The organism is Sphingopyxis sp. NFH-91 (assembly GCF_021401285.1).
Classification (GTDB): domain Bacteria; phylum Pseudomonadota; class Alphaproteobacteria; order Sphingomonadales; family Sphingomonadaceae; genus Sphingopyxis; species Sphingopyxis terrae_A.
In genome coordinates this window covers 1-26,308 of sequence record NZ_JACBGA010000013.1, presented here as the reverse complement: position 1 = coordinate 26,308, position 26,308 = coordinate 1, and the positions used below count along the sequence as shown (strand labels likewise).

Annotated in this window: 25 protein-coding genes and 1 pseudogene; 16 read left to right on the top strand and 10 right to left on the bottom strand. The window is 66.1% G+C overall.

Going from position 1 to position 26,308, the window contains the following annotated elements; translation table 11 throughout:
• Window positions 1-46: 46 nt before the first annotated feature.
• The 9 genes from L0963_RS18335 to L0963_RS18295 all read left to right on the top strand — a co-directional run bounded on the left by L0963_RS18335 (window position 47) and on the right by L0963_RS18295 (window position 8,663).
• Complete coding sequence (locus tag L0963_RS18335) at window positions 47-796, top strand: electron transfer flavoprotein subunit beta/FixA family protein (RefSeq protein WP_186401147.1); 750 nt, start codon at window positions 47-49, stop codon at window positions 794-796.
• On the top strand, window positions 793-1,722 hold the full coding sequence (locus tag L0963_RS18330; protein ID WP_186401146.1) for an electron transfer flavoprotein subunit alpha/FixB family protein: 930 nt from the start codon (window positions 793-795) through the stop codon (window positions 1,720-1,722). The genes L0963_RS18335 and L0963_RS18330 overlap by 4 nt, the downstream gene beginning before the upstream one ends.
• Before the next feature lie 13 nt (window positions 1,723-1,735).
• Window positions 1,736-3,124 (top strand): DUF389 domain-containing protein, encoded by a 1,389-nt coding sequence (locus L0963_RS18325; protein ID WP_186401145.1) that lies wholly within the window; start codon window positions 1,736-1,738, stop codon window positions 3,122-3,124.
• Window positions 3,125-3,191: 67 nt separating this feature from the next.
• A complete protein-coding gene (locus tag L0963_RS18320) occupies window positions 3,192-3,734 on the top strand; it encodes a cupin-like domain-containing protein (RefSeq protein ID WP_234181077.1) in 543 nt (180 codons plus the stop codon).
• Window positions 3,715-4,185, top strand: coding sequence for a cupin-like domain-containing protein (locus L0963_RS18315; protein ID WP_326490204.1), 471 nt, complete (start codon window positions 3,715-3,717; stop codon window positions 4,183-4,185). Before L0963_RS18320 ends, L0963_RS18315 begins: the two co-directional genes overlap by 20 nt.
• Before the next feature lie 40 nt (window positions 4,186-4,225).
• Window positions 4,226-5,155: an energy transducer TonB gene (locus L0963_RS18310; protein ID WP_234181075.1), complete on the top strand. Its 930-nt coding sequence runs from the start codon at window positions 4,226-4,228 to the stop codon at window positions 5,153-5,155.
• A 12-nt stretch (window positions 5,156-5,167) separates the two neighbouring features.
• Window positions 5,168-5,947: an enoyl-CoA hydratase gene (locus L0963_RS18305; RefSeq protein WP_234181073.1), complete on the top strand. Its 780-nt coding sequence runs from the start codon at window positions 5,168-5,170 to the stop codon at window positions 5,945-5,947.
• Between the two features lie 69 nt (window positions 5,948-6,016).
• Window positions 6,017-7,348, top strand: a complete 1,332-nt coding sequence (locus tag L0963_RS18300; protein WP_186401141.1) for a phosphotransferase family protein — start codon at window positions 6,017-6,019, stop codon at window positions 7,346-7,348.
• Between the two features lie 19 nt (window positions 7,349-7,367).
• The gene (locus tag L0963_RS18295) at window positions 7,368-8,663 is read left to right on the top strand and encodes an acyl-CoA dehydrogenase family protein (protein ID WP_062901004.1); all 1,296 of its coding nucleotides are present in this window, start codon (window positions 7,368-7,370) and stop codon (window positions 8,661-8,663) included.
• Window positions 8,664-8,691: 28 nt separating this feature from the next.
• Here the strand turns inward: L0963_RS18295 and L0963_RS18290 are convergent, their stop codons facing one another.
• Together L0963_RS18290 and L0963_RS18285 are read right to left on the bottom strand one after the other, a co-directional pair.
• The gene (locus L0963_RS18290) at window positions 8,692-9,003 is read right to left on the bottom strand and encodes an alkylphosphonate utilization protein (RefSeq protein WP_234181071.1); all 312 of its coding nucleotides are present in this window, start codon (window positions 9,001-9,003) and stop codon (window positions 8,692-8,694) included.
• A 17-nt stretch (window positions 9,004-9,020) separates the two neighbouring features.
• Window positions 9,021-9,785 carry a class I SAM-dependent methyltransferase gene (locus L0963_RS18285; RefSeq protein ID WP_062901002.1) on the bottom strand — a complete coding sequence of 255 codons (765 nt, stop codon included), beginning with the start codon at window positions 9,783-9,785 and terminating at the stop codon, window positions 9,021-9,023.
• 123 nt (window positions 9,786-9,908) lie between these two features.
• Here L0963_RS18285 and L0963_RS18280 point away from each other — a divergent pair, with 123 nt between their 5' ends.
• Genes L0963_RS18280 through L0963_RS18270 form a run of 3 tightly spaced genes read left to right on the top strand, consistent with a single transcriptional unit; the run spans window position 9,909 to window position 14,108 of the window.
• Window positions 9,909-11,657 carry an N-acyl-D-amino-acid deacylase family protein gene (locus tag L0963_RS18280; RefSeq protein WP_234181069.1) on the top strand — a complete coding sequence of 583 codons (1,749 nt, stop codon included), beginning with the start codon at window positions 9,909-9,911 and terminating at the stop codon, window positions 11,655-11,657.
• Window positions 11,657-12,664 carry a zinc-dependent alcohol dehydrogenase family protein gene (locus tag L0963_RS18275; RefSeq protein ID WP_234181105.1) on the top strand — a complete coding sequence of 336 codons (1,008 nt, stop codon included), beginning with the start codon at window positions 11,657-11,659 and terminating at the stop codon, window positions 12,662-12,664. The genes L0963_RS18280 and L0963_RS18275 overlap by 1 nt, the downstream gene beginning before the upstream one ends.
• 19 nt (window positions 12,665-12,683) lie before the next feature.
• The gene (locus tag L0963_RS18270; protein ID WP_234181067.1) at window positions 12,684-14,108 is read left to right on the top strand and encodes an amidase; all 1,425 of its coding nucleotides are present in this window, start codon (window positions 12,684-12,686) and stop codon (window positions 14,106-14,108) included.
• 9 nt (window positions 14,109-14,117) lie between these two features.
• On the opposite strand, the gene L0963_RS18265 is transcribed toward L0963_RS18270, so the two are convergent.
• The 4 genes from L0963_RS18265 to nhaA form a co-directional block, all read right to left on the bottom strand.
• Window positions 14,118-15,245 carry an aminotransferase class V-fold PLP-dependent enzyme gene (locus L0963_RS18265; protein ID WP_234181065.1) on the bottom strand — a complete coding sequence of 376 codons (1,128 nt, stop codon included), beginning with the start codon at window positions 15,243-15,245 and terminating at the stop codon, window positions 14,118-14,120.
• A complete protein-coding gene (locus L0963_RS18260) occupies window positions 15,242-16,012 on the bottom strand; it encodes a tryptophan 2,3-dioxygenase family protein (RefSeq protein WP_234181063.1) in 771 nt (256 codons plus the stop codon). The genes L0963_RS18265 and L0963_RS18260 overlap by 4 nt, the downstream gene beginning before the upstream one ends.
• A 139-nt stretch (window positions 16,013-16,151) precedes the next feature.
• A complete protein-coding gene (locus L0963_RS18255) occupies window positions 16,152-17,639 on the bottom strand; it encodes a hypothetical protein (RefSeq protein WP_217373146.1) in 1,488 nt (495 codons plus the stop codon).
• Window positions 17,639-18,925: a Na+/H+ antiporter NhaA gene (gene nhaA, locus L0963_RS18250; RefSeq protein ID WP_186401133.1), complete on the bottom strand. Its 1,287-nt coding sequence runs from the start codon at window positions 18,923-18,925 to the stop codon at window positions 17,639-17,641. The genes L0963_RS18255 and nhaA overlap by 1 nt, the downstream gene beginning before the upstream one ends.
• Before the next feature lie 421 nt (window positions 18,926-19,346).
• Here nhaA and L0963_RS18245 point away from each other — a divergent pair, with 421 nt between their 5' ends.
• From L0963_RS18245 to L0963_RS18235, 3 genes are all read left to right on the top strand, one after another.
• Window positions 19,347-20,255: a sulfite exporter TauE/SafE family protein gene (locus L0963_RS18245; RefSeq protein ID WP_003042748.1), complete on the top strand. Its 909-nt coding sequence runs from the start codon at window positions 19,347-19,349 to the stop codon at window positions 20,253-20,255.
• Entirely contained in the window at window positions 20,252-21,022 is a 771-nt protein-coding gene (locus L0963_RS18240; RefSeq protein WP_003042747.1) for a TIGR02186 family protein, read from the top strand. The genes L0963_RS18245 and L0963_RS18240 overlap by 4 nt, the downstream gene beginning before the upstream one ends.
• Before the next feature lie 71 nt (window positions 21,023-21,093).
• Entirely contained in the window at window positions 21,094-22,806 is a 1,713-nt protein-coding gene (locus tag L0963_RS18235) for an ATP-binding protein (protein WP_186401633.1), read from the top strand.
• Between the two features lie 36 nt (window positions 22,807-22,842).
• On the opposite strand, the gene L0963_RS18230 is transcribed toward L0963_RS18235, so the two are convergent.
• The 4 genes from L0963_RS18230 to L0963_RS18215 form a co-directional block, all read right to left on the bottom strand.
• Entirely contained in the window at window positions 22,843-23,232 is a 390-nt protein-coding gene (locus L0963_RS18230) for a VOC family protein (protein ID WP_003042741.1), read from the bottom strand.
• A gap of 48 nt (window positions 23,233-23,280) precedes the next feature.
• Entirely contained in the window at window positions 23,281-24,432 is a 1,152-nt protein-coding gene (locus L0963_RS18225) for a cell wall hydrolase (protein WP_062900996.1), read from the bottom strand.
• Window positions 24,433-24,576: 144 nt separating this feature from the next.
• On the bottom strand, window positions 24,577-25,371 hold the full coding sequence (locus L0963_RS18220; protein WP_234181061.1) for an ABC transporter ATP-binding protein: 795 nt from the start codon (window positions 25,369-25,371) through the stop codon (window positions 24,577-24,579).
• A gap of 104 nt (window positions 25,372-25,475) precedes the next feature.
• Window positions 25,476-25,844 carry a hypothetical protein gene (locus L0963_RS18215; protein WP_234181059.1) on the bottom strand — a complete coding sequence of 123 codons (369 nt, stop codon included), beginning with the start codon at window positions 25,842-25,844 and terminating at the stop codon, window positions 25,476-25,478.
• Between the two features lie 90 nt (window positions 25,845-25,934).
• Between L0963_RS18215 and L0963_RS18210 the strand changes: the two are divergent.
• Window positions 25,935-26,308: pseudogene (locus tag L0963_RS18210) on the top strand (IS5 family transposase); the annotation flags it as partial.

The window sequence follows — 26,308 nt, the reverse complement described above, 5'->3', positions numbered from 1 at the left end:
CCAATTATGGCGCACTGCACAATTTTTCGAGAGGAGCTGAAAAGCCATGAAAATCCTCGTCCCCGTGAAGCGGGTGCTCGATTACAACGTGAAGCCGCGGGTCAAGGCGGACGGCACGGGCGTTGACCTTGCCAACGTCAAGATGTCGATGAACCCGTTCGACGAAATCGCGGTCGAAGAGGCGATCCGCCTCAAGGAAAAGGGCGTCGCGACCGAGATCGTCGCCGTCAGCGTCGGCCCGGCGAAGGCGCAGGAAACGCTGCGCACCGCGCTCGCGATGGGTGCCGACCGCGCGATCCTCGTCCAGACCGACGATGAAGCCGAACCGCTCGCGATCGCGAAGATATTGAAGGCGATTGCCGATGCCGAAACGCCGGGTCTCGTGATCCTCGGCAAGCAGGCGATCGACGGCGACAACAACCAGACCGGCCAGATGCTCGCCGCGCTCACCGGCTGGGCGCAGGGCACTTTCGCCAGCGCGGTCAATGTCGAGGGCGATCATGTCAGCGTGACGCGCGAAGTCGACGGCGGTCTCGAAACGGTGAAGCTGAAGCTTCCCGCGATCGTCACCACCGACCTGCGTCTGAATGAGCCGCGCTATGCGTCGCTGCCGAACATCATGAAGGCGAAGTCGAAGCCGCTCGATACCAAGGCGCCCGCCGATTACGGCGTCGACACGACGCCGCGCGTCAAGACGGTCAAGGTGTCGGAGCCGCCCGTCCGCCAGGCCGGGATCAAGGTCGCCGATGTCGATGAACTGGTTGCCAAGCTCAAGGCGATGGGAGTGCACTCATGAAAACGCTCGTTTGGGTCGAACATGACGGTAGCGCCGTCAAGGATGCCACGCTCGCCGCAGTAACCGCGGCTTCGAAGCTTGGCGAAGTCCATCTTCTCGTCGCCGGCGAAGGTGTTGATGGCGTTGCCAAGGCGGCGTCGGAAATCGCGGGCGTCGGCAAGGTGCATGTCGCCGACAACGCAGCCTTCGGTCACAATCTGCCCGAAAATATCGCGCCGCTCGTCGCCGACCTCATGGGGTCGCACGACGCGTTCGTCGCGCCTGCGACGACGACCGGCAAGAATATCGCGCCGCGCGTTGCCGCGCTGCTCGACGTGATGCAGATTTCGGAAATCCTGTCGGTCGAAGGTCCCAAGACCTTCACACGTCCGATCTACGCCGGCAACGCGATCGCGACCGTCGAAAGCTCGGACGCGAAGCTCGTCATCACCGTGCGCGGCACTGCGTTCGAGAAGGCAGCGGCGACCGGCGGTTCGGGCGCGATCGAAGCCGTCTCGGCTGGCGGCGACGCCGGCATTTCGAGCTTCGTCGGCGCCGAAATCGCCAAGCAGGATCGTCCCGAACTCACCTCGGCGAAGATCATCGTGTCGGGCGGCCGTGCACTGGGTTCGAGCGAGAAATATCAGGAAGTCATCGTGCCGCTAGCCGACAAGCTCGGCGCCGCGCTCGGCGCTTCGCGTGCTGCGGTCGACGCAGGCTATGTCCCCAACGACTATCAGGTGGGCCAGACCGGCAAGATCGTCGCGCCGGAAGTCTATTTCGCGATCGGCATCTCGGGCGCGATCCAACACCTTGCGGGGATGAAGGATTCGAAGACGATCGTCGCGATCAACAAGGACGAAGACGCTCCGATCTTCCAGGTCGCCGATCTCGGCCTCGTCGCTGATCTGTTCAGCGCGGTGCCCGAACTGACCGGCAAGATCTAACCCGCCCGACCATATGGCCGGCAATCATCCCGGAGTGCCCGGACTGGGCGACGCGCCGTTCAACGCCGGCGGTCGCCGGTCCGCGCGGCCGGGGCCGGGACGCGAAATCGACGATGATGACCGCGCGGGCGACGACGAGGAAGCCGTTCACGGCCGCGCGCTGATTTTGGCCAGTGTCGCGCGCGACGCGCGGCTCAACCAGAAATTCCTGTTGCTGATCACGCTGTCGGCGGCGATCGCCACGCTCGGCCTGCTTCAAGGATCTGCGGCGGTGGTGATCGGCGCGATGCTGGTATCGCCGCTGCTCGGCCCGATCATGGGCGTCGGCTTTGGCCTCGCGACGCTCGAATCCAATCTCATCAAGCGTTCGCTCGTCACCATGGCGGCGGGGATGGCGGTCGCGGTGCTCGTCGCGATGCTGATCATCTGGCTGTCGCCGATCAAGGACGTTACCCCCGAGCTGCGCGCGCGGACGCAGCCGACGCTGCTCGACCTCGGTGTAGCGGTCGTGGGCGGCATTGCCGGCGTCTATGCGATCCTGCGCAAGCTGTCGGGCGTCATGGTCGGCGTCGCGATCGCGACGGCGCTGGTTCCGCCGCTGTCGACGATCGGTTTTGGCCTGGCCACCGGCCGCCCCGACTTCGCGCTCGGTTCGGCGCTGCTCTTCCTGACCAACACGCTTGCCATCGCCTTTGCTGCGACGATCGTCGCACGGGTCAACAAATTCGGCCCCTCGCTGACCCCGCAGCATACAGCGATGCAGATAACCGGAATCATCGTCACGCTGGGCGTGCTGTCGATCCCGCTGGCGCTGTCGCTCAACAATATCGCGCGCGAGATCCGCGCACGCTCGGCGGTCCAGTCCGAACTCAATCGCCTCCTCGGTGACGGCGATCGCATCGACAGCCTGAATGTGCGCACCGAGGGCGAGGAGGTGGCGGTCGACGGCGTCGTCCTCGTCGATCAATATTCGGCGCAGCTCAACGATCAACTCGCCACCAAGGTGCGCGGCGATCTCGACCGCGATGTCAGCGTCAACCTCGTCCAGCTCAAGCAGCAGACCAACGCCGCGGTGCAGTTCGAGGAGCGGCTGAACCAGCGGCTCGCCACGCTCGAACAGCGTGACGCCGACAGCATGGGGATCATCGCCGGGCTGACCATTGGCGAACTCATCCCGCGCGCGCGGGTGCTGGTCGATGCGCAGGCGCGCCGCGTCGTCGTCCAGCGCGACCGCGAGGGCGAAGGCGAACAGGTCGCCGCGGCGATCGACCGCATCATGGCCGACATCCAGGGCCGCTACCCGCAATGGCTGATCGAAAACGGCAGCTTCACCCCCGCCGAACCGCCGAAGGAGCCGGCGGACGGCGCGACCGGGGAAGAGCCTGCGGCGGCGCGCCGGTAAACCCGGCGTCTTGATACCGACGCATTCGCGATCATAGGGTGGGCGCTGCCCCCTTTGGAGTCGTTCGATGCCCCATCCCGACAAGCGCCTTATCCTCGCCGACGGGCTGGCCGCGGGCGACGATGATGCGGCGCTGCATGCGCGGCTGATCGCCGCGGGCGTGTCGGCGGCTTCGGCGAAATATGAGGTCGAGCGGCTGGCCAAAGACCCGATGGCGCTTGCGTTGCGGCGGCAGGCGTCGCGCAGCGCCAAGCAGCAATGGCTGTTCGCCAATCAGGCGCGGCTTGCGCGCGAGAGCGAAGGCGGCTTCGTGCTCGATACCGCCGACCGCATCGCCACTCGAGACTTCTATCGCGGCTATTATGATGCGAACCGTCCGGTGAAACTGACCGGCCTCGTCGATCATTGGCCCGCCCTGTCGCGCTGGTCGCTCGATCATTTTGCGGCGGTCGCAGGCGGAGCGGCGGTCGAGGCGCAGGTGGGGCGCGACGGCGACCCCGATTATGAACTCGCCAAGGACGCCCATCGGCGGATGCTGCGGTTCGGCGAGCTGATCGACTGGCTGCGGGGGGCACGAGGCAAGCAACGATATTTATCTCACCGCCTATAACAGCGGCACCAACGCGGCGGCGCTCGCGGCGCTGTGGGACGATCTGGCGCCGATCGACCTCCTGGAGCCGCGCGAGGTCCGCGACGGCTTTTTCTGGCTCGGTCCCAAAGGGACGCTGACGCCCTGGCACCATGATCTGACGAACAATCTGCTCGTACAGGTCATGGGCCGCAAGCGAGTCCGCATGGCGCCGCCCTGGGCCTTTGCGCGGATGCGCAACAGCCGCCATTGCTTTTCCGACCGGGGCAACGAAGCGCTGCCGGCGGGCGATGGCACCGCCGAAACGCCGCCGGTTCTCGAATGCGTGATCGGGCCGGGCGAGGCGATCTTCCTGCCCGTCGGTTGGTGGCATCAGGTCGAGGCGCTCGACCTGTCGGCGAGCATGAGCTTTACCAGCTTCCGCCGTGCCAACGCGCATGTCGACGATTATCAGTCGTGGGGTGCGCTCTGAAAGACTTGCCTTGGCCAGCTTCTTCGCCGACATTCCGGCCATGGAGAGAGTGACTTACCGCAGTTCGTCCGTCGTCGCCGTCGCGATGCTTTCGCTGCTGACGGCTCCAAACGCAGGCGCCAAGCCGAAAGAGCCGATGCATCTTCAGCCCAGTTCGAAGTGGCTTCTGAATTATGCGGACGACAGTTGCCGCCTGGCGCGCCAGTTCGGCGAGGGCGACGACAAGGTGATGCTGGTCATGGACCGCTTCGAACCCGGCGACGGGATGCGGATGAGCTTTTTCGGCAAACCGGCGCGTACGAGCCGGATGGACGGCGATGCGAAAATTCGCTTCGGCCCGAACCAGGCGGAGCAGGCGATCGGATTCTACCCGGGCAAGGGCGATGGCAAGACCCTGGCCCTCGTGCTGCGCAGCGAAGTGAGAATTGCACCGCGCAGCGAAGCCGAAAGCGCAGCTCATGACGCCGCGCACGACGCGGGCGATTTCAGCTTCCGCTGGTCGACGGTTACGCCTGCCGAAGAAGCCGCGGTCACATGGATTGAAGTGGGCGTCCCAGCCGGTCGGAACTTCGTCCTGGAGACGGGTTCGATGGGCAACGCCTTTGCGGCGCTGAGCAAATGCACCGACGAACTGCTCGACCATTGGGGCGTTGACGTCGCGCGGCATGCAACGATGACGCGTCCGGTCACCCCGAAGAGCGATCCTCGCCAATGGATCCGGTCGGATGAATATCCCAAGGAGATGCTTTGGCAGGGGCAGCGCGCGCTGGTGCAGTTCCGGCTCGATGTCGATGCGTCCGGAAACCCCACCGCATGTCACATCCAGCAAACGACGCGCGCCAAAGAATTCGACGACGCGGTTTGCAAATCGATCATGCGCCGTGCCGAATTCCTTCCCGCGCTCGACGCCGAAGGCAAGCCGATGGCATCCTATTGGCTCAACAGCGTCAATTTCCATGTGGGATTGTAAAGGGGCTTCCTCATGTCGCTGATCCGCCTCGAATGCCAGGATGCCGTCGCCACGGTGACCCTGAACCGCCCCGAGGCGATGAATGCGCTCTCGCGGGCGCTGCGCGCCGAGCTTGCGGCGGTGATGCGGCAGCTTGCCGCCGACGACAGCGTGCGCGCGATCGTGCTGACGGGGGCGGGCGAGCGCGCCTTCACCGCCGGGCTCGACCTCAAGGAACTGGGGGCCGACACCAGCAATCTGGGCGCGGCCAATGCCACCGACGCCGACGACAATCCGGTCAAGGCGATCGAGCTCTGCCCGCAGCCGGTGATCGGCGCGATCAACGGCGTCGCGATCACCGGCGGGTTCGAGCTTGCGCTCGCCTGCGACATATTGATCGCATCGACGGCAGCGCGCTTCGCCGACACACATGCGCGCGTCGGCGTCATGCCCGGCTGGGGCCTGTCGCAGAAATTGTCGCGGCTGATCGGTATCGGCCGCGCCAAGGAATTGTCGCTGACCGGCAATTTCCTGGGCGCCGAGGCGGCGCGCGACTGGGGCCTCGTCAATCGCGTCGTTACCCCAGAAGAGCTGGTCCCCGCGGCGCAGGCGCTCGCGCGCGATATCGCCAGCGCCGATCCGGCGATGGTGCGAAGCTACAAGCGGCTGATCGACGATGGCTATGCGCTGCCCTTCGGTGATGCGATGGCGCTTGAACATGCGCGGTCGTCGGCGGCGAACCGCGCCGTTCGCGCCGAAGAGGTCGAGGCGCGGCGGATGGCGGTGATCCAGCGGGGGCGCGCGAACATCTGACGCGCCGCCGCGCCCACCTGTCACGATTACGGGCTTGCGGAGCCCGAAAATACTTAGCAAGGGGAAGTAATGTCCGATCTGTCGACCTTGCTGCCACCCTTCATGATGCGCGTTGCCGGTGCCGGCGACCTGTCGAACCTGACCCGCCTTTCGGGCGGCGCCAATATGGAAAGCTGGGCGTTCGACTGGGGCGGCGGCGCCTATGTGCTGCGCCGTGCGCCCTCGGCCGAATATATGGAAGGGCGGCCTTATGGCCATCCGGTCGAGGCTGCGCTGGTCCGCGCGGCGCACGCTGGCGGGGTCAAGGCGCCCGAGGTGATCGGGGTGCTGTCCGATGCCGACGGCATGGGGACGGGCTATGTCATGCGGCGCGTCATCGCCGAAGTCAGCCCGGCGAAGATATTGGCCGCGCCGCCGCCGTCGCTCGTCGCCGACCTGGGGCGCGAACTGGCGTTGATCCACGCGCTACCTCGCGCCGCGATTCCGGCCGAAATTCCGGTGATGGATACCGCCGCAGCGCTCGCGGAGCTCAAGGCGCGCTTCCTTTCCTATGGCGGCGACCGGCCGGCGATCGCGCTCGCGGTCAAATGGTGCGAGGATCATCTGCCCGAACCCGCCGACCCGGTGCTCGTCCATGGCGACTATCGCATGGGCAATGTCATGGTCGACGCGGATGGTCTTGCCGCTGTGCTCGACTGGGAACTCGCGCATCTCGGCGACGCGCATGAGGATCTGGCCTTCGGCTGCATGACCGTGTGGCGCTTCGGCATGCTCGACAAGCCGGCGTTCGGGGTCGGCAGCCTCGACGATTATTTTGCCGCCTATGAGGCCGCGGGTGGGCGCCCGGTCGACCGCGACCGCTTCAAATATTGGCTCGTCTATCGCACCCTGTGGTGGGCGCTCGGCTGTTTGCAGATGGGGCAGGCGTGGCGGAGCGGCGCCGATACGACGGTCGAACGCGTGGTCGTGGGGCGGCGCACTGCCGAACAGGAACTCGACATCATCCGGCTGCTCGAAGATGGGGCGCCTGCGGCCGAGCGCGGGGCGCCGCTGCCGCCTTCGCCCGCCGCCGCGGCGGCGCCGGTCGGCGAACCGACGACGCAGGAAATGGTGCAGGCGGTGCGCGATTGGCTGGGGGAGGCGATCAAGCCCCAGGCCGAGGGGCACGGCAAATTTCAGGTCGCGGTCGCGATGAACGCGCTTGGCATCGTGATGCGCGATCTTGGCGCGGGCATCCGTGCCGAGGACAAGGCGCTGGCCGGGGACATACTGGCCGGGCGGGTGACGCTTGCCGAACCCGGCCTGCTCGCGCGCCTGCGCCGCGCCGTGCTCGACAAATGCGCGGTCGACAGTCCCAAATATGCGGCGCTCGCCGCGGCGCGGGCCGCCTGGAACGGATAGAGACAAGGGGAGAGAAACGATGGATTTTGCGGTTCCGGCCGATTTGCAGGCCTATCTCGACGAACTCGACGCCTTCATCGCGGCGGAGATCAAGCCGCTTGAGGATGCGGACGACAATATCCGCTTCTTCGACCATCGCCGCGAACATGCGCGCACCGACTGGGACAATCAGGGATTGCCGCGCCACGAGTGGGAAGAGCTGCTGAAGCAGGCGACCCGCAAAGCCGATGCCGCGGGCCACTGGCGCTTTTCGGCGCCGAAGAAATATGGCGGCAAGGACGGATCGAACCTGTGGATGGCGGTGATCCGCGAGCATTTTGCCGCCAAGGGTCTCGGTCTCCACAATGATCTGCAGAACGAACACAGCATCGTCGGCAATTTCCCCTTCGTCGAGATGTTCGAACAATTCGGCACCAGCGACGAGCAGAAGCAGGAATTCATCCTCGGCGGCTTCGAAGGCAAGCGGCGCACCGCCTTTGGCCTCACCGAACCCGATCACGGCAGCGACGCGACGCATATGGAAACGCGCGCGGTACGCGAAACCCGCGACGGGGTTGAAGGCTGGCTGATCAACGGCGAGAAGATGTGGACGACGGGGATGCATGTCGCGACCCACTGCGCGACCTTCTGCCGCACCAGCGGCAATGACGGCGATGCCAGGGGGATCACCTGCCTGCTCGTCCCCAACCCGTCGCCGGGCCTCGTGATCGAGGAATATCTTTGGACCTTCAACATGCCCACCGATCACCCGCGTGTCAGCTTTACCGACGTATGGGTGCCGGACAGCGCGCGGCTCGGCCCGGTCGACGGCGGCCTGTCGATCGCGCAGAGTTTCGTCCACCAGAACCGCATCCGTCAGGCGGCCTCATCGCTCGGCGCGGCGGTTTACTGCATCGAGGAAAGCGTGCGCTATGCGCGCGAGCGCAAGCCTTTTGGCGAGGCGCTGGCGAAGAATCAGGCGATCCAGTTTCCGCTCGTCGAGCTGGCGACGCAGGCCGAAATGCTGCGCCTCCTCATCCGCAAGACGGCATGGGAAATGGACAATATGCCGCACAAGGAGGTCGAGCGCAGCCTCTCCGACAAGGTGAGCATGTGCAATTACTGGGCGAACCGCCTCGTCTGTCAGGCGGCCGATCGCGCGATGCAGGTGCATGGCGGCATCGGCTATTCGCGCCACAAGCCGTTCGAGCATATCTATCGCCACCACCGCCGCTACCGGATCACCGAAGGGGCCGAGGAGATTCAGATGCGCAAGGTCGCGGCCTATCTGTTTGGCTATCTCGGCCCGCGCAGGGAGACGCTGGGGAAGATTTGAGGTCGCCAATCGGGAGGCTGAGCGGGCTTCACCGCTTCCGCACGAACTCCGTTCGCAGCACCAGGCCCCTGATCCCTTCGTAGCGGCAGTCGATCTCGTCGGGATCGGCGGTCAGCCGGATCGACTTGATGACGGTGCCGACCTTCAGCGTCTGGCCCGCGCCCTTCACCGGCAGATCCTTGATGAGGACGACCGAGTCGCCGTCGCTCAGCACATTGCCGACCGCGTCCTTCGCTTGCGGAAGCGCATTGGCCGCCGCCGCCCGCTCGCGCGCTTCGCTGGCGGGCAGCCATTCGCCGCTCGCCTCGTCATATACATAGTCGTCGTCGTTGCTACTCATCGGGGCGCTCTATCCATCTATTCCGGCTTGCGAAAGCGCAGCGTGAACTGATCGGTCTTGCCGCGAATGGCAGGGTCGAAGACATTGGCGGTGCGCGGGTCTTCGGGGCGCTTGTAAAGGTCGCTCTCGGCCTCAAGCATAAAGCCCGCCTTGGTCAGCGCCGCGACGACCGCGGCCTTGTCGATGCGGTGCAGGCTGTCCGACAGCGTCGTGCCGCTGCCGTCCGCCGCGCTGTGATCGACCACCACCAGCGTGCCGCCGGGCTTGAGCGCGGCGAAGAGTGCGGCGCTGGCCTTGTCGCCCGTCCCTTCGGGGAAGGGCTTCAAATAGAGATCGTGAAAATTCTGCACCGTCACGATCGCGTCGAGCGGCACCGGAAAAGCCGGAGCGGCGAAGGCGCCCCCGACCGCATCGACATTGGCATAGGCCGCCGCGACCGCACTCTGGTCGTCGCCATATTGCTTGCGAAAGGCGATGAACTCGGCGGGCTGAAAAGCATAGACATGCCCCGCGGCGCCGACGGCTCCGGACAGGATGCGCGTCAGATAGCCGCCGCCCATCACATAATCCCCGACGCTCTGGCCCGGTTCGATGCCGGCGAAGGCGAGCAATTCGGCGGGCTTGCGGGCGGCGTCGCGGTCGCGGTCGGCGGCCGGGCGTGCCGGATCGGCAAGCGCTGCAGCATAATCGGCGGCGGGCGCGTCGGCGGCGATGGCCGGAACGGCAGCTGCGGCAAGAGCAAGCGCCGCGGCGGCGGCGACAAGGGTAAAGGGACGGATCATGGCATCGACTCCCGTTGGTTTGTCGCACGGCTATAGCCGTTCGCCGCACACCGTGCGCGCTTATTTGCACTGTCCTGAATTGATGATAGGTTTCGCACTGAAACCAAATAACGGGAGAGCGAGATGTACGATCTGGTGATTCGCGGCGGCACCGTCGTCGATGGCACGGGCGGTCCGTCGATGGTGGCCGATGTGGCGGTCGAGGGCGACCGCATCGTTGCGGTCGGCACCGACCTCGGCGCAGGGCGCGAGGAAATTGACGCGCGCGGCAAGATCGTCACACCCGGCTTCGTCGATGTTCACACTCATTATGACGGTCAGGCGACGTGGGACCAGGAAATGGCGCCGTCGAGCTGGCACGGCGTCACCACCGTCGTCATGGGCAATTGCGGCGTCGGCTTTGCGCCCGCCCGGCCCGACCGCCACGACTGGCTGATCGGCCTGATGGAAGGTGTCGAGGATATTCCCGGTACCGCGCTTGCAGAAGGGATGAGCTGGGAGTGGGAAACCTTCCCCGAATATATGGATGCGCTCGAAAAGCTGCCGCGCACCATTGATGTCGCCTGTCATGTCCCGCACGGCGCGGTGCGCGCCTATGTGCTGGGCGACCGCGAACAGCCGGGCGCGGTGCCGACGGCCGAGGACATCGCCGAAATGTCGCGCATCGTCGAAGAGGGGGTGCGCGCCGGTGCGCTCGGCTTTTCGACGAGCCGCACCGTCATCCACAAATCGGTCGACGGTGAAGTCGTCCCCGGCACGACCGCGACCGCCGAGGAACTGATCGAGATCGGCCGTGCGATGGGCCGCGTCGGTTACGGCGTGTTCGAAATGGCGAGCGACCTCAACCGCGAATGGAACGAGTTCGACTGGATGGGCAAGCTGAGCCGCGAAACCGGCCTGCCCGTGACCTTTGCGGCGCTCCAGTCGATCGCCAAGGAATTGCCGCTCGACGAACAGATCGAAACGATGCGCGCCGAAAATGCGAAGGGCGCCAATATCGTCGCGCAGATCGCGCTGCGCGGCAACGGCATCATCATGGCGTGGCGCGGCACCGTCCATCCCTTCCGCTTCCGCCCGTCATGGCGCGCCATCGAAGGCCTGTCGTGGGAGGAGCAAAAGGCGAAGCTGCTCGACCCCGCGTTCAAGGCGCAGCTCCTTTCCGAAGACAATGACTTCAGCGAAGCGCCGCAGGACATCATGGGGCTGTTGATGGTCGTTGCCGGCGGCTGGACGATGCAGTTCGAGATGGACGATGATTTCGACTATGAACCCGGCGCCGATGCCAGCATCGCGGCGCGCGCCGCGGCGGCGGGTGTCGATCCGGCCGAATATGCCTATGATCTGCTGTGCCGCGACGGTGCGACCGGTTTCGCCTATCTGCCGATCCTCAACTATGCCGACGGCAATCTCGACTTCCTCGAGGCGCTGCAGGACAGCGATGATACGGTGAACAGCCTGTCGGACGGCGGCGCGCATTGCGGTACGATCTGCGACGCCGCATCGCCCACCTTCATGCTTCAGCATTGGGTGCGCGATCGCAAGCGCGGCGGGCGCGTGCCGCTGGAACGCGCGATCAAGCGCCAGTGCCGCGACACGGCGCTGCTCTATGGGCTCGAAGACCGCGGACTGGTGGCACCGGGCTATCTCGCCGATCTCAATGTCATCGATATGGAAGCGATCAAGCTCGGCAAGCCTTGGCTCGCTTTCGATCTGCCCGCGGGCGGCAAGCGTCTGCTGCAAAGGGCCGACGGCTATGTCGCGACGGTCAAGTCGGGCGTCATCACCTTCAGGGGAGGCGAAGCGCAGGGCGTTTATCCGGGCGGCGTGATCCGCGGTCCGCAGCGCGTCGAGCTCGCGATGGCGGCGGAATGATGCGGGCCGTCCGGCTTCGCGCTCCCGCTTCGCTCGACAATCTGACGCTCGCCGATCTCGCCGATCCCGGGCAACCGGGGCCGGGGGAGATCCGGGTGCGGCTGGCGGCGTCGTCGCTCAACTTCCACGACTATGCGGTGGTGGCGGGCATGATCCCCGCTGCCGACGGGCGTATCCCGATGTCCGACGGTGCCGGCGTGGTGGAAGCGGTGGGCGAGGGGGTGACGCAGTTCGCGGTGGGCGATCCGGTCGTCTCGATCTTCTTTCCCGACTGGATCGACGGCGCGCCGCCGACGAGTGCTTTCACGCGGGTGCCGGGCGACGGCATCGACGGCTATGCCCGCGAGGTCGTCGTGACGCCCGATCATTGGTTCACGCGCGTCCCGGCGGGCTATTCGGCAGCGGAGGCCGCTACGCTGACCTGCGCCGGGCTGACCGCCTGGCGCGCACTGTTCGTTGATGACGCGATCCGGCCGGGTTCGACCGTGCTGGTGCAGGGATCGGGCGGGGTGTCGATCTTTGCGCTGCAGTTCGCCAGGGCCGCAGGCGCGCGGGTGATCGCGACCAGCTCGTCCGACGACAAGCTCGCAAGGCTCAAGGATCTCGGTGCCGACGAGCTGATCAATTACAAGGCGGTTCCCGCCTGGGGCGCGAAAGCGATGGAACTGACCGGCGGGCGCGGGGTCGATTGCGTTGTCGAGATCGGGGGTGCCGGTACGCTCGACCAGTCGATGATCGCGACGCGCGTCGGCGGCCATGTCGCGCTGATCGGCGTGCTCGCTGGCTTTGCCGGGCCGGTGCAGACCGCGCTGCTGATGGCGAAAAATCTGCGCGTTCAGGGATTGACCGTGGGGAGCCGCCAGCAGCAGCTCGACATGATCGCCGGGATCGAGGCGAATGCGATCCGGCCGGTGATCAGCGATCATTTCCCCCTCGAAGGCCTTGCCGATGCGTTCCGCCATCAGGCGGCGAACAAGCATTTCGGCAAGATCGTCGTCGACATCTGATACGAAAAAGGACCGGCCTGTGGGATTTGCCGAATATGAAAGCTACGACGCGCTCGGCCTTGCCGACCTCGTCGCAAAGGGCGCGGTATCGCCGCTCGAGCTGGTCGATAGCGCGATCGAACGGATCGAGGCGCTCAACCCCCGCCTGAACGCGGTGATCTTCACCGATTATGATGGCGCCCGGGCGCGCGCGAAGGCACCGCTTCCCGACGGGCCGTTCCGGGGCGTTCCCTTCCTGCTCAAGGACATATTGGGCGATCTCGCCGGGTGGCCGACGCGCAACGGATCGCGCATCTCGCCGCCCGTTCCGATGCCCTTTACCGCGACGTTGGTGCAGCGCTTCCTGGCGGGCGGACTGATCCCGATCGGCAAGACCAATGTGCCCGAATTCGGCGTCGTCGCGACGACCGAGAGCAAGCTGTACGGGCCCGCCTGCAACCCCTGGAACCCGGCGCATTCGACCGGCGGCTCGTCGGGCGGATCGGGCGCGGCGGTGGCGAGCGGCATGGTGCCCGTCGCGCACGCCAACGACGGCGGCGGATCGATCCGCATCCCTGCAAGCTGCAACGGCCTGGTCGGGCTGAAGCCGACGCGCGGGCGCAACCCCTTGGGGCCGCTGCTCGGCGACGTCATGGGCGGCCTCGCCGCCGAACATATCGTCAGCCGCAGCGTGCGCGACACCGCGGCGATGCTCGATGTTACCGCGGGCGCCGAGCCCGGCGATCCCTATGCGGCGCCGCCCGCTCCGCCGAGCTGGCGCCGGGCCGCCGAGGCGCCATGCCCCAAACTGCGCATTGCGTTTGCGCGCGCTGCTCCGGGTGGTCGGGCGCTCGATCCTCAGGCGGTCGCCGCGGCCGAACATGCGGCAAAATTGTGCGAGAGCCTGGGTCATCATGTCGAGGAAGCATCGCCCCCGGTCGACAATGATGCGATGGTCCCGGCCTTCATGGCGATCTGGTCGAGCGGCGCGGCGATGCAGATCGACGGCATCGCGATGATGACCGGGCAGACCCCCGGTCCCGACAATCTGGAGGGGCTGACGCGCGGCCTTTACGCGATGGGCAAGGCGATCAGCGCGCCGCAGCTGTGGGGCGCGATCTTCCAGCTGCAGCAGATGGCGCGCGCGGTCGCGGCGTGGCACGCCGACCATGACGTCTGGCTGACCCCGACGCTCGGGGCCCCGCCGCCGCGCAACGGCAGTTTTCCGCTCGACAGCGAAGACGTAGCCGCCGGTTTTGGCGCGATGACCGACTATGTTCCCTTCACCGCGATCCAGAATGCGACGGGGCAGCCCGCGATCAACGTCCCCCTGTGGTGGACGCCCGAGGGACTGCCGATGGGAACGCAGTTCGTCGGTCGTTTCGGCGAAGAGGCGCTGCTGCTCCAGCTCGCGGCGCAGCTCGAAGAAGCACAGCCCTGGTTCGGCCGGCGACCGGCGCTCTAGGGGCGATCCTCAGACGAGCGCGCGAACGGCCGCTTCGGCGTCGTCGGCACCATTATAAGCGTGAAACGACAGCCGGACGGTGGTGCCGCGGAAGTCGGCGCTGATTGCATTCGCGGTGAGCGCAGCGGCGACGCGCGGCTGGTCGGTGCCGGTGTCGATGCACAGCGTCCCGCCGATGTCGCCTTTGGGCCAGCACCACTGCGGGGTCGAGGGTTCAAGCGCGGCGCGGAGGATCGTCTGGAGCGCGCGATTATGCGCGCGGATCCGCTCGACGCCGATCGCGGCGATGGCTTCGATGCCCGCGGTCGACAGGACGAAGGGGGCGACATCGGGGGTGCCCCCCCACCAGCGGCGCGCGTCGGGGGCATAGCGGAAGCTTTCGATATCCATCTCGAACGGATTGTCGTGGCTCCACCAGCCGCGCTCCATCGGATCGAGCGCGGTGCGGTCGTGCGGCGCGACCCACAGCCACGCGGCGCCCGGTCCGCCGCACAGCCATTTGACGCTCGTGCCGATCACCGCATCGACGCCCCATAGGGCGGGCGCGACGGGAACAACGCCGACCGATTGCGCGCAATCGGCGATGCAGCGTGCGCCCGCGGCGTGCGCGGCCGCGGCGACGGCGGCGATGTCGGTCAGCGCGCCGCTGTTCGAGCTGACGTGCATGGCAACGACTAGCGCGACATCGTCGTCCAGCGCCGACGCCCACTGCGCCGGATCGCGCACATCGGCGGCGGCAGGCAGATAGCGCGTCGTCCACCCCGCGGCGGCGAGCCCGCTTGCGACATAGCCGATCGTCGGAAAGGCGCTCGGCGCGAGCAGGATGGTGCGCCGCGTCGTCGCGGTGCCCAGCGCCGAAAGGTAGCGAGACAGCGCTGCGCTGACATTGGTGGCGGGGCACAGATCGCGCGCTTCGACGCCGATCAGCTTCGCCAGCGCGGCGCGCCAGCCGTCGATCGCCTCCAGCCAGTGCGGCCAGGCTTCGCCCGTCTCGCGCCACGGCGTCAGCATCCGGTCGCGCAGCAGCGCCTCGGCGCTGCGCGGCTGGCAACCGACGCTGTGGCTTTTCAGATAGACCGCGCCGGGCGGCAGGAAAAAGCGCCCGGCCACCGCGGCCGGCAGCAGTGCGCCGCTCACAGGCCGCTGCCGTGCCCGGCCGGCGCATTGCCGCTGATGCTGTCGCGCTTGACGCCATATTCGGCGCCCCAGCGGTCGGTCATCGCGGCGCGAATGTCCCACAGTTCGGGGAAGAAGCGATGCCGTGCGCCGGCATTGAGCAGTTCGACCGGACGCCCTTTGAGCGACTTCGATCCCATGCCGATCGACCGGTGGATGAGATAGATGTGATGGGCGCGAAAGATCTGGAACAGCTCGTCGAATTCGATCAGCGCCTCGGCAACCATATAGGCCTCGTCGTGCCGGTAGCCGGTGTCATAGACGTCGGCGACGCTGCGCCCGGCAGGATCGAGATAGGCCGATTTGTAGCGCGCCCACAGCGGCTGCGGCAGGGTGAGCAGCAGCTGGAAGCCGGGGCTTTCCTGCCCCGATCCGTTGCCGAGCTGAAGCCGGATCGCCTGATAGTCGAACGGACTCATCGTCTCCAAGAGCGCCAGCTGATCGGTCATCAGCCGCATGATCCGGTTGACGCGGTCGAAGAGCGACAGGACGCGCATCGTCTCGTCCGCCGCCATATGACCGTCGATTTCGGCGAGGGTGAAGGCCATCAGCTTCATCCACAATTCCTCGACCTGATGGACGATCTGGAACTGCAATTCGTCGGGGGTGCAAAGCTCGGCGAGCGGCTTCTGGCAATCGAGCAGACGGTCGACCGCCAGATAGACGCCATAATCTTTCATGACCGGCGCTTCGATGCGCTGGTGAATATCCTGTTTGTCGAGGTGCATGGGAAATCCTTGCGATTGATGGAACCGAAAGGGCGCGCCGGGTTTGGCGCACCGACGGATCAATCGCGCGGAGCCACTCCCGCGGGCGGACGCCGCGGCGATCCCGCCTGGCCGAGCCAGAGGAGGGCGACCGCGGGGGTCATTGCGCGGCAAGATCCGCGGGTAGGGTGGGTTCGCCGAGAAGGCCGAGGAAGCGGCGCCACATCATGTCGCGGGACGGCCCGCCGCGTTCGACATAGTCGCGCACCATCGCTTCGCCGAGCCCGTAGTTGATGACGTAACTGCGATATTTTTCGGTGAAATCTGTCATCTGCTCGGCGCGCGGTCGCGACACGAGCCCATATTTCTGCGTCAGCGCCACCGCCGTCGGCCGGTCGATCGCGCCGTCGAGATATTGCTGGGCAATCGTCAGCCGGGCGCCCGACAGCGCTTTCATCGCATCGAGAAGCTGCCAATAGCGTTCGTCGGCGGGCGGTTCCATGCCCGCCAGCGGCATGATCGTGCCGCGCTCGACGGCGATGCGTTCGTCCCCCGGAAAGGCAAGGTCGATGCCGTAATTGGCACTCCCTTCGGCAAGGAAGCTTTGCGGGCTGTAGAGTGGATAGACGCTATATTCGATCCAGTTGCGGTCGCGGACCAGCTTCGCTTCGATTTGCAGATTGAACAGATGGTGGCCCGGATAGCCTTCGTGGCAGCCGAGATCGAGCGCGCGCGACAGGCGGATCGGCAGGTCGGTGTTGACCTGGATGATGCTGCGATAGCCGCCCATGTAGAAATTATAGCCGCTCCAGCTCTTTCCAGTGACGAACTGCAGGTCGAAATTCTCGCCCTCGGGCATCGCCACCTGCGCGGCGGTGCGCGCGCGGCACTGGGCGATCGCTGCGTCGAAGGTCGGCTTCAGCCGGGCGGCGGGAATGGTGAAGCGGTTGAAATAGGCATCGACGCGATCGGCCAATTCGCCGTCGCCGGGGACGAGCTGCGCGATCGCGGCCAGCGCGGCGTCATAAGCGGACAGCGGTTCGAGCTTCGGGCGCACGCCGAAAAGCCGCTCGGCCTCGTCGGCAAAGGCCAGCCGCTTGCCCTGCAACATTTCGCTGCGCGTCTCGGCAGCGAGCAGCATCGCCTTCAGCGCGCGCAAGCGCCGTTGATCGGCGGCGGCGGTCAGGTGCGGCGTAACGTCGTCGAGCGATGCCGAGAGCTGGCGCGCGGCTTCGCCCAACATCGCAAGGCTGCGCGGATCGGTCACGGCCGCCGCCATCAGCGCCTTCGGTCCGTAATAGGCGTCGATATCGCTCTTGTTATGCGTACCCAGTTCGAGAACCAGCCCGACATAATCATGCGCGACGCTGTCGAGCGTGTGGCGAGCGACCGCGGCCACGGCGGGATCGAGCGCGGCGTCTGCTCCGGCGGGCGCCGGCATCGGCGGCGGCAGCACCGTCTGCGGCAGGATGGTGACGGCCATTGCCGGCTCCGCGGGCGCCTGTTCGGTTGGCGCGTCCTTTGCAGCGCGTTCGGCCGCCTTGCGCTGCGCCACCACCCGTCGCATCTCGGGGTCGAGCGCATAGCATCCCGACAGGGTCATGCCTGCAAGGACCGCAAGGGTCAGAAGCGCGCTGCGGCGGGGCATCAGCCAGCCGTCGCGGGCCGCACTTCGGAGGTGTCGCTGACATCGCCGTCGCGGGCGATTTCCGCGTCCGAACTCGTCTCGATCCCCGAATGGTCGGGATGGAGCGGGGCGAAGCGCAGCACGGCAAAACCGGTCAGCGCGGCGACGAGCGATCCCATCAGGATACCGATCTTGGCCTCCTCGATCAGCAGCGCGTTGCCCGGGAAAGCAAGGCCGCCGATGAACAGGCTCATCGTGAAGCCGATCCCGCACAGCACCGACACGCCATAGATCTGCAGCCAGGTCGCACCGCGCAGCTTGCCCGCGATCCCCAGCTTTACGGCCAGCCAGACGCTGCCGAAAATGCCGACCTGCTTGCCGAAGAACAGCCCGGCTGCGATGCCGAGCGGCAGCGGGGCGAAAATCTGGTCGACCCCCAGTCCGCGCACGTCGACACCGGCATTGGCGAAGCCGAACAGCGGCACGATCGCAAAGGCGACCCACGGGTGCAGACCATGTTCGAGGCGGTGAAGCGGCGAGGTTTCGCTGTCGGGCGCACCCGGCGTGCGTTCGAAGGGGATCGCCATCGCCGCGAGGACGCCGGCGATCGTCGCATGAACGCCCGAGAGCAGCATTGCGTACCAGAGCAGCGCAAAGAGCAGCAGATAGACAGCGAGATGCTTCACTCCGGCGCGGTTGACCGCGAACATCACGCCGAGCAGCAGCGCCGCAGCGCCGAGCGCCAGCATGTTGATTTCGGCCGTATAGAAAAGCGCGATGATCGCGACCGCACCCATGTCATCGACGATCGCGACGGTCACCAGAAACAGCTTGAGCGACGTCGGCGCGCGCTTGCCGAGCAGCGCGAGCACGCCGATCGCAAAGGCGATGTCGGTCGCAGCGGGAATCGCCCAGCCTTGCGCAAGGCCCGCCGTGCCCCCCGCAAGCAGTATGTAGATGACCGCAGGAACCGCCATGCCCGCTGCAGCGGCGATCATCGGCAGCCGCCGCCGGTCCCAGCTCGCAAGGCGTCCGTCAACGAACTCGCGCTTGATCTCGAGCCCGACGAGCAGGAAGAAGATCGCCATCAGCCCATCGTTCACCCACAGGTGAACGGTCATCGGACCCAGCTTGTCGGTCAGCGTCGGCCCCGTCACCGCATGGATTGCGTGGTGATAATCGGCGCCCAGCGCTGAATTGGCGATAATCATTGCCAAAGCGGCCGCGAAAATCAGCAACATCCCGCCGGCGCTCTCGCTTTCAAGAAAGTCGCGGAGAGCCGAGCGTGGCGACGAACTGCGGGTCACGAAATTACACCTCTTTTGTCTGGGGGCCATTTGGGGGACGTCGTAGCGCGCTCGAACGGCCGCGTCACGCTTTACAAACCGATTGTGCCGATCAGCCATTACCATATGGGACGCCAAGACGTCACGAACAGGGGCGGGGCAGGCGGGTGGAAGCGGTGACCGCATGGCTGGGCTGTCTGGTACAGGGCGCCGGCCATGATTTTGCTATCTTCACCGCCGCCCGGGGCGCGGCGGCGTTGCCCATTTCAGGCCTTGGAACAGGGCGTCCGGGGACCGGCGTCTGCCGCCAGCACAGGCCGCATAGGGGATTCGCCCCTTGCGCGCTTCTCCCGCTAGTCAGGTGGTTCCACCTGCGCTGAAAAGCCTCTAGGGTCGCCGGAATCGGTGCTGGTTTTGCGCCGCTGACGTGCATACGGGGCCCATGGATCTTTACCTTCCTGTCGCCAATCTGTCGGTCAACGCGCTGGTCATCGTGCTGTTGGGCGGCGGGGTCGGCTTTCTGTCGGGCATGTTCGGCGTCGGCGGCGGCTTTCTGACGACGCCGCTGCTGATCTTCTATGGGATCCCGCCCACGGTCGCTGCGGCTTCGGCCGCGACGCAGGTGACGGGGGCCAGCGTCTCGGGCGCACTCGCCCATTTCGAGCGCGGCGGAGTCGATTTGCGGATGGGCGCGGTGCTGATCGCCGGGGGGCTGCTCGGATCGCTGATCGGCGCCGGATTGTTCGAACTGCTCACCGCATGGGGGCAGATCGATACGACGATCAACATCCTCTATGTTGTGCTGCTGGGATCGGTCGGCGGGTTGATGGCGCGCGAAGCATGGGGCGCGCTGCGCGCGCTGCAGGCCGGGCTTCCGGCGCCGGCGCGCAAGCGCCGCCACCATCCGATGGTCGCGAACCTGCCGATGCGCTGGCGCTTCTATCGCTCGGGCCTCTATATTTCGCCACTCGCGCCGCTAATCCTCGGGGCGCTCGTCGGCATATTGACGATGTTGCTCGGCGTCGGCGGCGGTTTCATCATGGTCCCGGCAATGATCTTCCTGCTCGGCATGGGAGCGCAGGTGGTCGTCGGCACCTCGCTGTTCCAGATCCTGTTTGTCACCATCGCGACGACGATGGTCCATGCGATGACGACGGGCGCGGTCGATATCGTCCTTGCCGGCCTGCTGCTGCTCGGCAGCGTGACGGGCGCACAGATCGGTGCGCGTTTCGCGCAAAAGGTCCGCCCCGAATATCTGCGCATGGCGCTGGCGATCATCGTGCTGCTCGTCGCACTGCGCATGGCGGTCGGCCTCTTCATCCGTCCCGACGAAATCTACACCGTCCAGTGACGCGGATCGGCGCCTCGATCGCAGCGCTGCTGCTGTTGCTGCTGCCCGCCGCGGCGCAGGCGGTCGATCCGCGCCTGGTGCCCGACGTGTCGAGCCGCTCGATCGAAATCCAGTACAGCTTCACCGGCGAGGAATTGCTGCTGTTCGGCGCCATTCTCTATCCCGGTCAGCGCCTGCCCGACGACCGCGCCGATATCGTCGTCGTTCTGAAGGGCCCGGTGCGGCCGGTGGTGCTGCGCGAAAAGCAGCGCATCGCGGGCATGTGGGTCAACGCCAGCAGCATCCGGCTGCGCACCTCACCCGGTTTCTACGCGATCGGGTCGTCGCGCCCGGTCGACAAGCTGGTCGACGAACGCACCGCGGCGATCTTCGAGCTTGGCCTTAAAAATCTGTCGATGTCGCCGACAGGCTTTTCGGAGGCGAAGAAACTCGAGCGGTTCGAGGCGGGGCTGGTCGATCTTTATCGCCGCATGGGGCTCTTCTACGAAAACCCTTCGGCGGTCGAGATTACCGAAGGCGTGTTGTATCGGGCGCGAATCCCCGTGCCGGCGCGCGTTCCCGTGGGCACCTACCGCGCCGAAACCTATCTGATCAGCAAGGGACGCGTGCTGGCGGTCGCCTCGCGCGACGTCCAGATCCGCAAGGCGGGCTTCGAACGCTTCGTCGCGCTCGCGGCGCAGCGGCACGGGTTCCTGTACGGCCTTGCCGCGGTCGCGCTGTCGCTGCTGCTCGGCTATGCCGCATCGGCGCTTTTCCGCCGCCGCTGATCTATCATAAGCGCTTTGTTTACCCTCGCCTGCGATAGTCGACGCGGGACAAACATATGGCGGGGCTGAATATGGATATGCATGGGGGCGGTTTTGGTACCGGCGACGCGACGGCTGCGCAGCATGTCAGGCTGGCGGGCGGCGGAACGGCGGCGCCGATTGCGGCGGTGCAGGCGCACCACCGCGACGACCTTCTGATCGGCGAAGTGATCGACATTGCCGGCTCGGCCTCGCGCATCCTGCTCGATGCTTCGGCGTTGCAGGGCTTGTCGACATCCAACGACCCTTCGGTCGCGATGGCGGGCCAGGTGGGCGCGCAGGTCAAGGTCCGCGTCGGCAATGTCTGGCTGCTCGCCAGCGTGCGCGACCAGCAGCTTTACGAGCGCGGCGAGGGGCTAATCGTTGCGGCGATCGATTTCCTTGGCGAAGGCGAAGAAGAAAAGCTGACCGGCCGCATCCATAATTTCCGCCGCGGCGTGACGCGCTATCCGATTCCGGGTAGCCAAGTCTATGCCGCGACCAGCGCCGACCTCAAGCAGATCTACGCCGCCGACGAGCGGGCGCATGTCGAGATCGGGACCGTCTATCCGACGCGCGACATTCGTGGTTCGCTGTATGTCGACGCGATGCTCGGCAAGCATTTTGCGCTGCTTGGATCGACGGGTACGGGTAAGTCGACGAGCGCCGCGCTGATCCTGCACAAGATCTGCGAGCTGGCGCCGCAAGGCCATATCGTGATGATCGACCCGCACGGCGAATATTCGGCGGCGTTCAAGGGCACCGGCGCGTTGTTCGACGTCGATAACCTCGCGATGCCCTATTGGCTGATGAACTTCGAGGAACATTGCGAGGTTTTCGTCACCAGCGAGGGGCGCGACCGCCAGGGCGATTGCGACGTGCTCGCCAAATGTCTGCTCCAGGCGCGGCTCAAGAACCGTCTGGCCGAGGGCATGACCAAGATCACGGTCGATTCGCCGATCCCCTATCTGCTGTCGGATCTGCTCAACATCCTGCAGAACGAGATGGGCAAGCTCGACAAGGCCACCTCGTCGGCGCCCTTCATGCGCATCAAGGGCAAGATCGAGGAAATGCGCGCCGACCCGCGCTATAATTTCATGTTCTCCGGCATGCTCGTCGCCGACACGATGGCAAACTTCCTCGGCAAGATCTTCCGCCTGCCGTCGGACGGCCGGCCGATCTCGATCATCGACGTGTCGGGGGTGCCGTCGGACATCACGGGTGTCGTCGTCGCGGTGCTGTCGCGCCTGACCTTCGACTATGCGATCTGGTCGCGCGGCGAGCCGCAGCGCCCGATCCTGCTCGTCTGCGAAGAAGCCCACCGCTACATCCCGTCGAAGGATAGCGGGCAGGGGCAGGCGGTGCGCAAGATCCTCGAACGCATCGCCAAGGAAGGCCGTAAATACGGCGTGTCGCTGGGCCTCATCACCCAGCGCCCGTCCGACCTTGCCGAAGGCGTGCTGTCACAGTGCGGCACGATCATCTCGATGCGCCTCAACAACGAACGCGACCAGCATTTCGTCAAGGCGGCGATGCCAGAGGGCGCGCGCGGCTTCATCGATTCGATCCCGGCGCTGCGCAACCGCGAATGCATCATCTGCGGCGAGGGCGTGTCGATCCCGATTCGCGTTCACCTCGACACGCTTGAGGAAGACAAGCGCCCCGCGTCGAGCGATCCGCTCTTCTCGCAGCTTTGGCGCGAAACCGGCGGCGAGCCCGAAATATTGGAGCGCGTCGTCAAGCGCTGGCGCAGCCAGGGCAGGTAAGGCTTCCGTCGTCCCGGCTTTCGCCGGGACGGCGATCTAGCCCGCTTGCGCCGGCTCCCACAATTCGATCGGATTGCCTTCGGGGTCGTGGACGCGCGCGAAGCGGCCGACTGACGGATCGTCCCACTCCTTCTTGGTGATCACCTCCTCGCCGGCGGCGCGGAACGGCGCGAGCACCGCGTCGAGATCGTCGACGCGCAGGTTGATCATGAACTGGCGGTCGGCCGGGAAATAGTCGGTGTCGGCCTTGAAAGGCGAAAAGACCAGCGGTCCGCCGGTCACCGTCCACACCCATTGATTGACCGGCGCGCTGTCGTCGGCGCTGCATCCGCCGCCGACGCCGAGACGGTCGCGATACCAGTCGCTGAGCGCGGCAGGATCGCGCGCGCGGAAGAACAGGCCGCCGATGCCTTTGACATGCCCCATGGAAACGCCTCCTTCGCCTTGTGAGCAGAAGAAGCTAGCGCGCCACGCCTAGCGAATCCACTCGCCGCTCTTCTGATATTCCTCGCGGATCTGACCCGACTGGTTGAGCCGCGGATCGCTGTAGGCCGGCGGCGTGGGCGCCGCGGGCGCCGAAGGGGACGGTGCCGCGGTCTGTGCGGGCGCGCTCAGCGTGCCGGGCAGCGGTGCGGGGCCGCCCGCGGGCAAGGGATCGACCGCGGCGGCGGGCAACAGGGGGGCGCCCGGGATCGGCCCCTTCTTCAGGATCGCAAGCTGCTGCGCGACCGGAAGATAGGGGCCAGGCACCGGCTCGCGGCCCAGATAGGGCGCGCGGAACGCGTCGGGCATGCCCCAGCGGCCGCGCCAGCGGTGGAAGATATGGGCGCCGACGATGTTGGTCATCACCAGGCTCTTGCCCCAGCGCGGCCAGATTGCGGTGGTGTGATAATGGGTGGCGAGCCCGACGCCGGGAAACACGGCGCCGTTCAGAGCCGCCGATGCAATGCGGCTCGCACGCAGCCAGTTGTCGCGGCTCGGCGCGCGCGCCATCGCGCCGTCGCACGAGAAGGTGAACTGGCACACGCCGGCGCGTTCGGAACCCTGAAAGACGACGCCGCACACCGTGCCCGGAAAGCTCGGGTGGCGCACGCGATTGAGTATCGTCTGCGCCACGCCGCGCATCCCGTCATCGCTTTCGGAGGCCGCCTCGTAATAGAGGGCGGAGGTCAGGCAATAATGCGCGCGTTCGCGGTCGAGCGCGGTGACGCCGCGAAAGACATAGGATTTAGCCGCTGGGCCGACGAAGGCTTCGTCGCGAAGCTGCGCCGGATCGGCGGGCGGCAGTGCGGTCGCATCCGCATAGCCGACGCTGCTGGGATCGGGCAGCGTCGGGTCGATCTTGAGTGCGTCGGCATAGCTGTCCGAATTCATCACCGCCCAGCGCGTCGGGTCATAGGGTTTGAAGGTCAGCGGCACTGACACGCTGTAGGGGCCGAAGCCGCGCGGGCGGAACTGCCCGCTCGACAGCGCGAGCGCTACGCTGGCGACAAGCACCGCGGCGAGCAGGCCGATCCAGAAGTTGCGCCCGGGACCCGCCGCCGCAGCGGCCGCGCGCGGCGCACCGCGCCAGGCGGCGCGGGCATCGGCATAGCCAGGGGCGTCGAGGTTGAGTTCGGGTTTCATGCGCGCGTCAAAATCCGGTGCCCCGCCCGATCGGCCGATTCGCCCGGGCGGCTGCGATCCCTGCTTATGCCGCGAGGTGCGAATAAAAGATTGCTCCGTCTGTGCGCTGTCCCGCAGCGGGACAGGAGGAGAAAGCGGCGGCGGTCAGGGGTGGATATCGGCCTGATACCAGCCGTGCCGCTCTGTCACCGTCATCGGCAGGCCGAACAGGCGCGTCAGGCTGTCGCCGGTCAGCAGATCGGCCTTCGCGCCGTCGCGGTCGAGGCGGCCGCCGCGCAGCATCACGATGCGGTCGATCTCGGGCAATATCTCCTCGATATGATGGGTAATCAGCAGCAACGCGACCCCGCTGCGCGCGACGCCGCGCAGCATGTCGAGGAAATGATGCCGCGCCGCGGGGTCGAGCCCGGCGCACGGCTCGTCGAGCAGCAGCGCGCGAGGGCGGTGCGCAAGCGCGCGGGCGATGAGGACGCGGCGGGCCTCGCCCGTGGACAGGCTCGCCATGCTGCGCCCGATCAGATGCTGCGCGCCGACATCGCCGAGCGCCGCCACTGACACATCGACCATCGCCTGCGTATAGCTTTGATGCGCCCACAGCCCGCGCGAGGCGAAAAAGCCCGAGACGACGCAGTCAAGCACCTCCAGCGGCGGCTCGGCGTCGAAGTCGAGCTGCATCGTCGACGACACAATGCCGAGCAGCTTGCGCAGTTCGAAGACGTTCCAGCTGTCCTGCCCGAAGATGCGGACGTCGGCACCCCAGGCGGGATAGAGCTGGCGCGCGATCAGCTTGACCAAGGTCGATTTGCCCGACCCGTTGGCGCCAAGGATCGCGGCGCTCTCGCCCGCCGGAATGGTCAGCGCAGGCAGATCGAGAATGCACGCCTCGTCGGCCATGACGCGGACGTTCGACAGCGCAAGCAGGGGAGAATCGTCAACCATGCCGGCGCGTTGAGCATGACCGTGCGAGCGAGGGAAGGGGAAAGGAGAGGGAGAGGCCGCTTTGAGGGCGGGGAGTCCCCGCCAACGCTATTTTCAGTTCGATCTCATGCAATTCCGTGTTCGGCGACCTTGATTAGCAGGTCGGCACCTTCTTCGCGGTTCGCTGTTTCGGGCATTCCCTTGTTTACGAGATCGCCGAGCTTCTCTGCGAAAGGACTGCATTGTTGAAAGCGATACAGGTTCGCTTCACCGTGCGCAGGTTCAATATCGGTGGACCGCCAACCCGCTCTTTCCATGTCGCTTTTTAGGTACTGCCAATGGACTTCGTATGCCTCAAACACGAGGAAGTTGCTTTGCTGCATTCTTTGGCCCGCAATATGGTCAAATAGTGGTCTAGCAAGCCAGGCAACCCCGACTGCCAGCACTAGCGCCAATGCTACTACCAGTTCGATCCAGTCGAGTAACAGTTCCATCGCATCGAGGCCTCTGGTTAGGCCGTGTTGACAAAAGGGATTCCCAAGCCCGCCTCCTTCTGATTCAAGACTGCTTTTTGAGGAGCAGTCATGGGTCGCGGGGATTTGTCGGATGCGGAGTGGGAACTGATCGGGCCACTGCTGCCGCCTGAGCGCGGCCGTTGGGCGCGGCCCGCGGGCGATAACCGGCTCTTCCTCAATGGAATGCTTCACGTGCTGCGGGTCGGCTGCCCCTGGCGCGACATGCACGAGCGGTACGGCAAATGGAACTCGGTCTATGTGCGCTTCCGCCGCTGGGCCGAACAGGGTGTCTGGGATGCCTTGCTGCAAACGCTGGTCGATCTGGGTCTAACCGACGACTGGCAACACATGATCGACAGCACCAGCGTTCGCGGCCACGTCTCGGCAGCGGGCGGAAAAGGGGGGCTTGTGCGAACGCTCTTGGTCGATCACGCGGCGGCTTT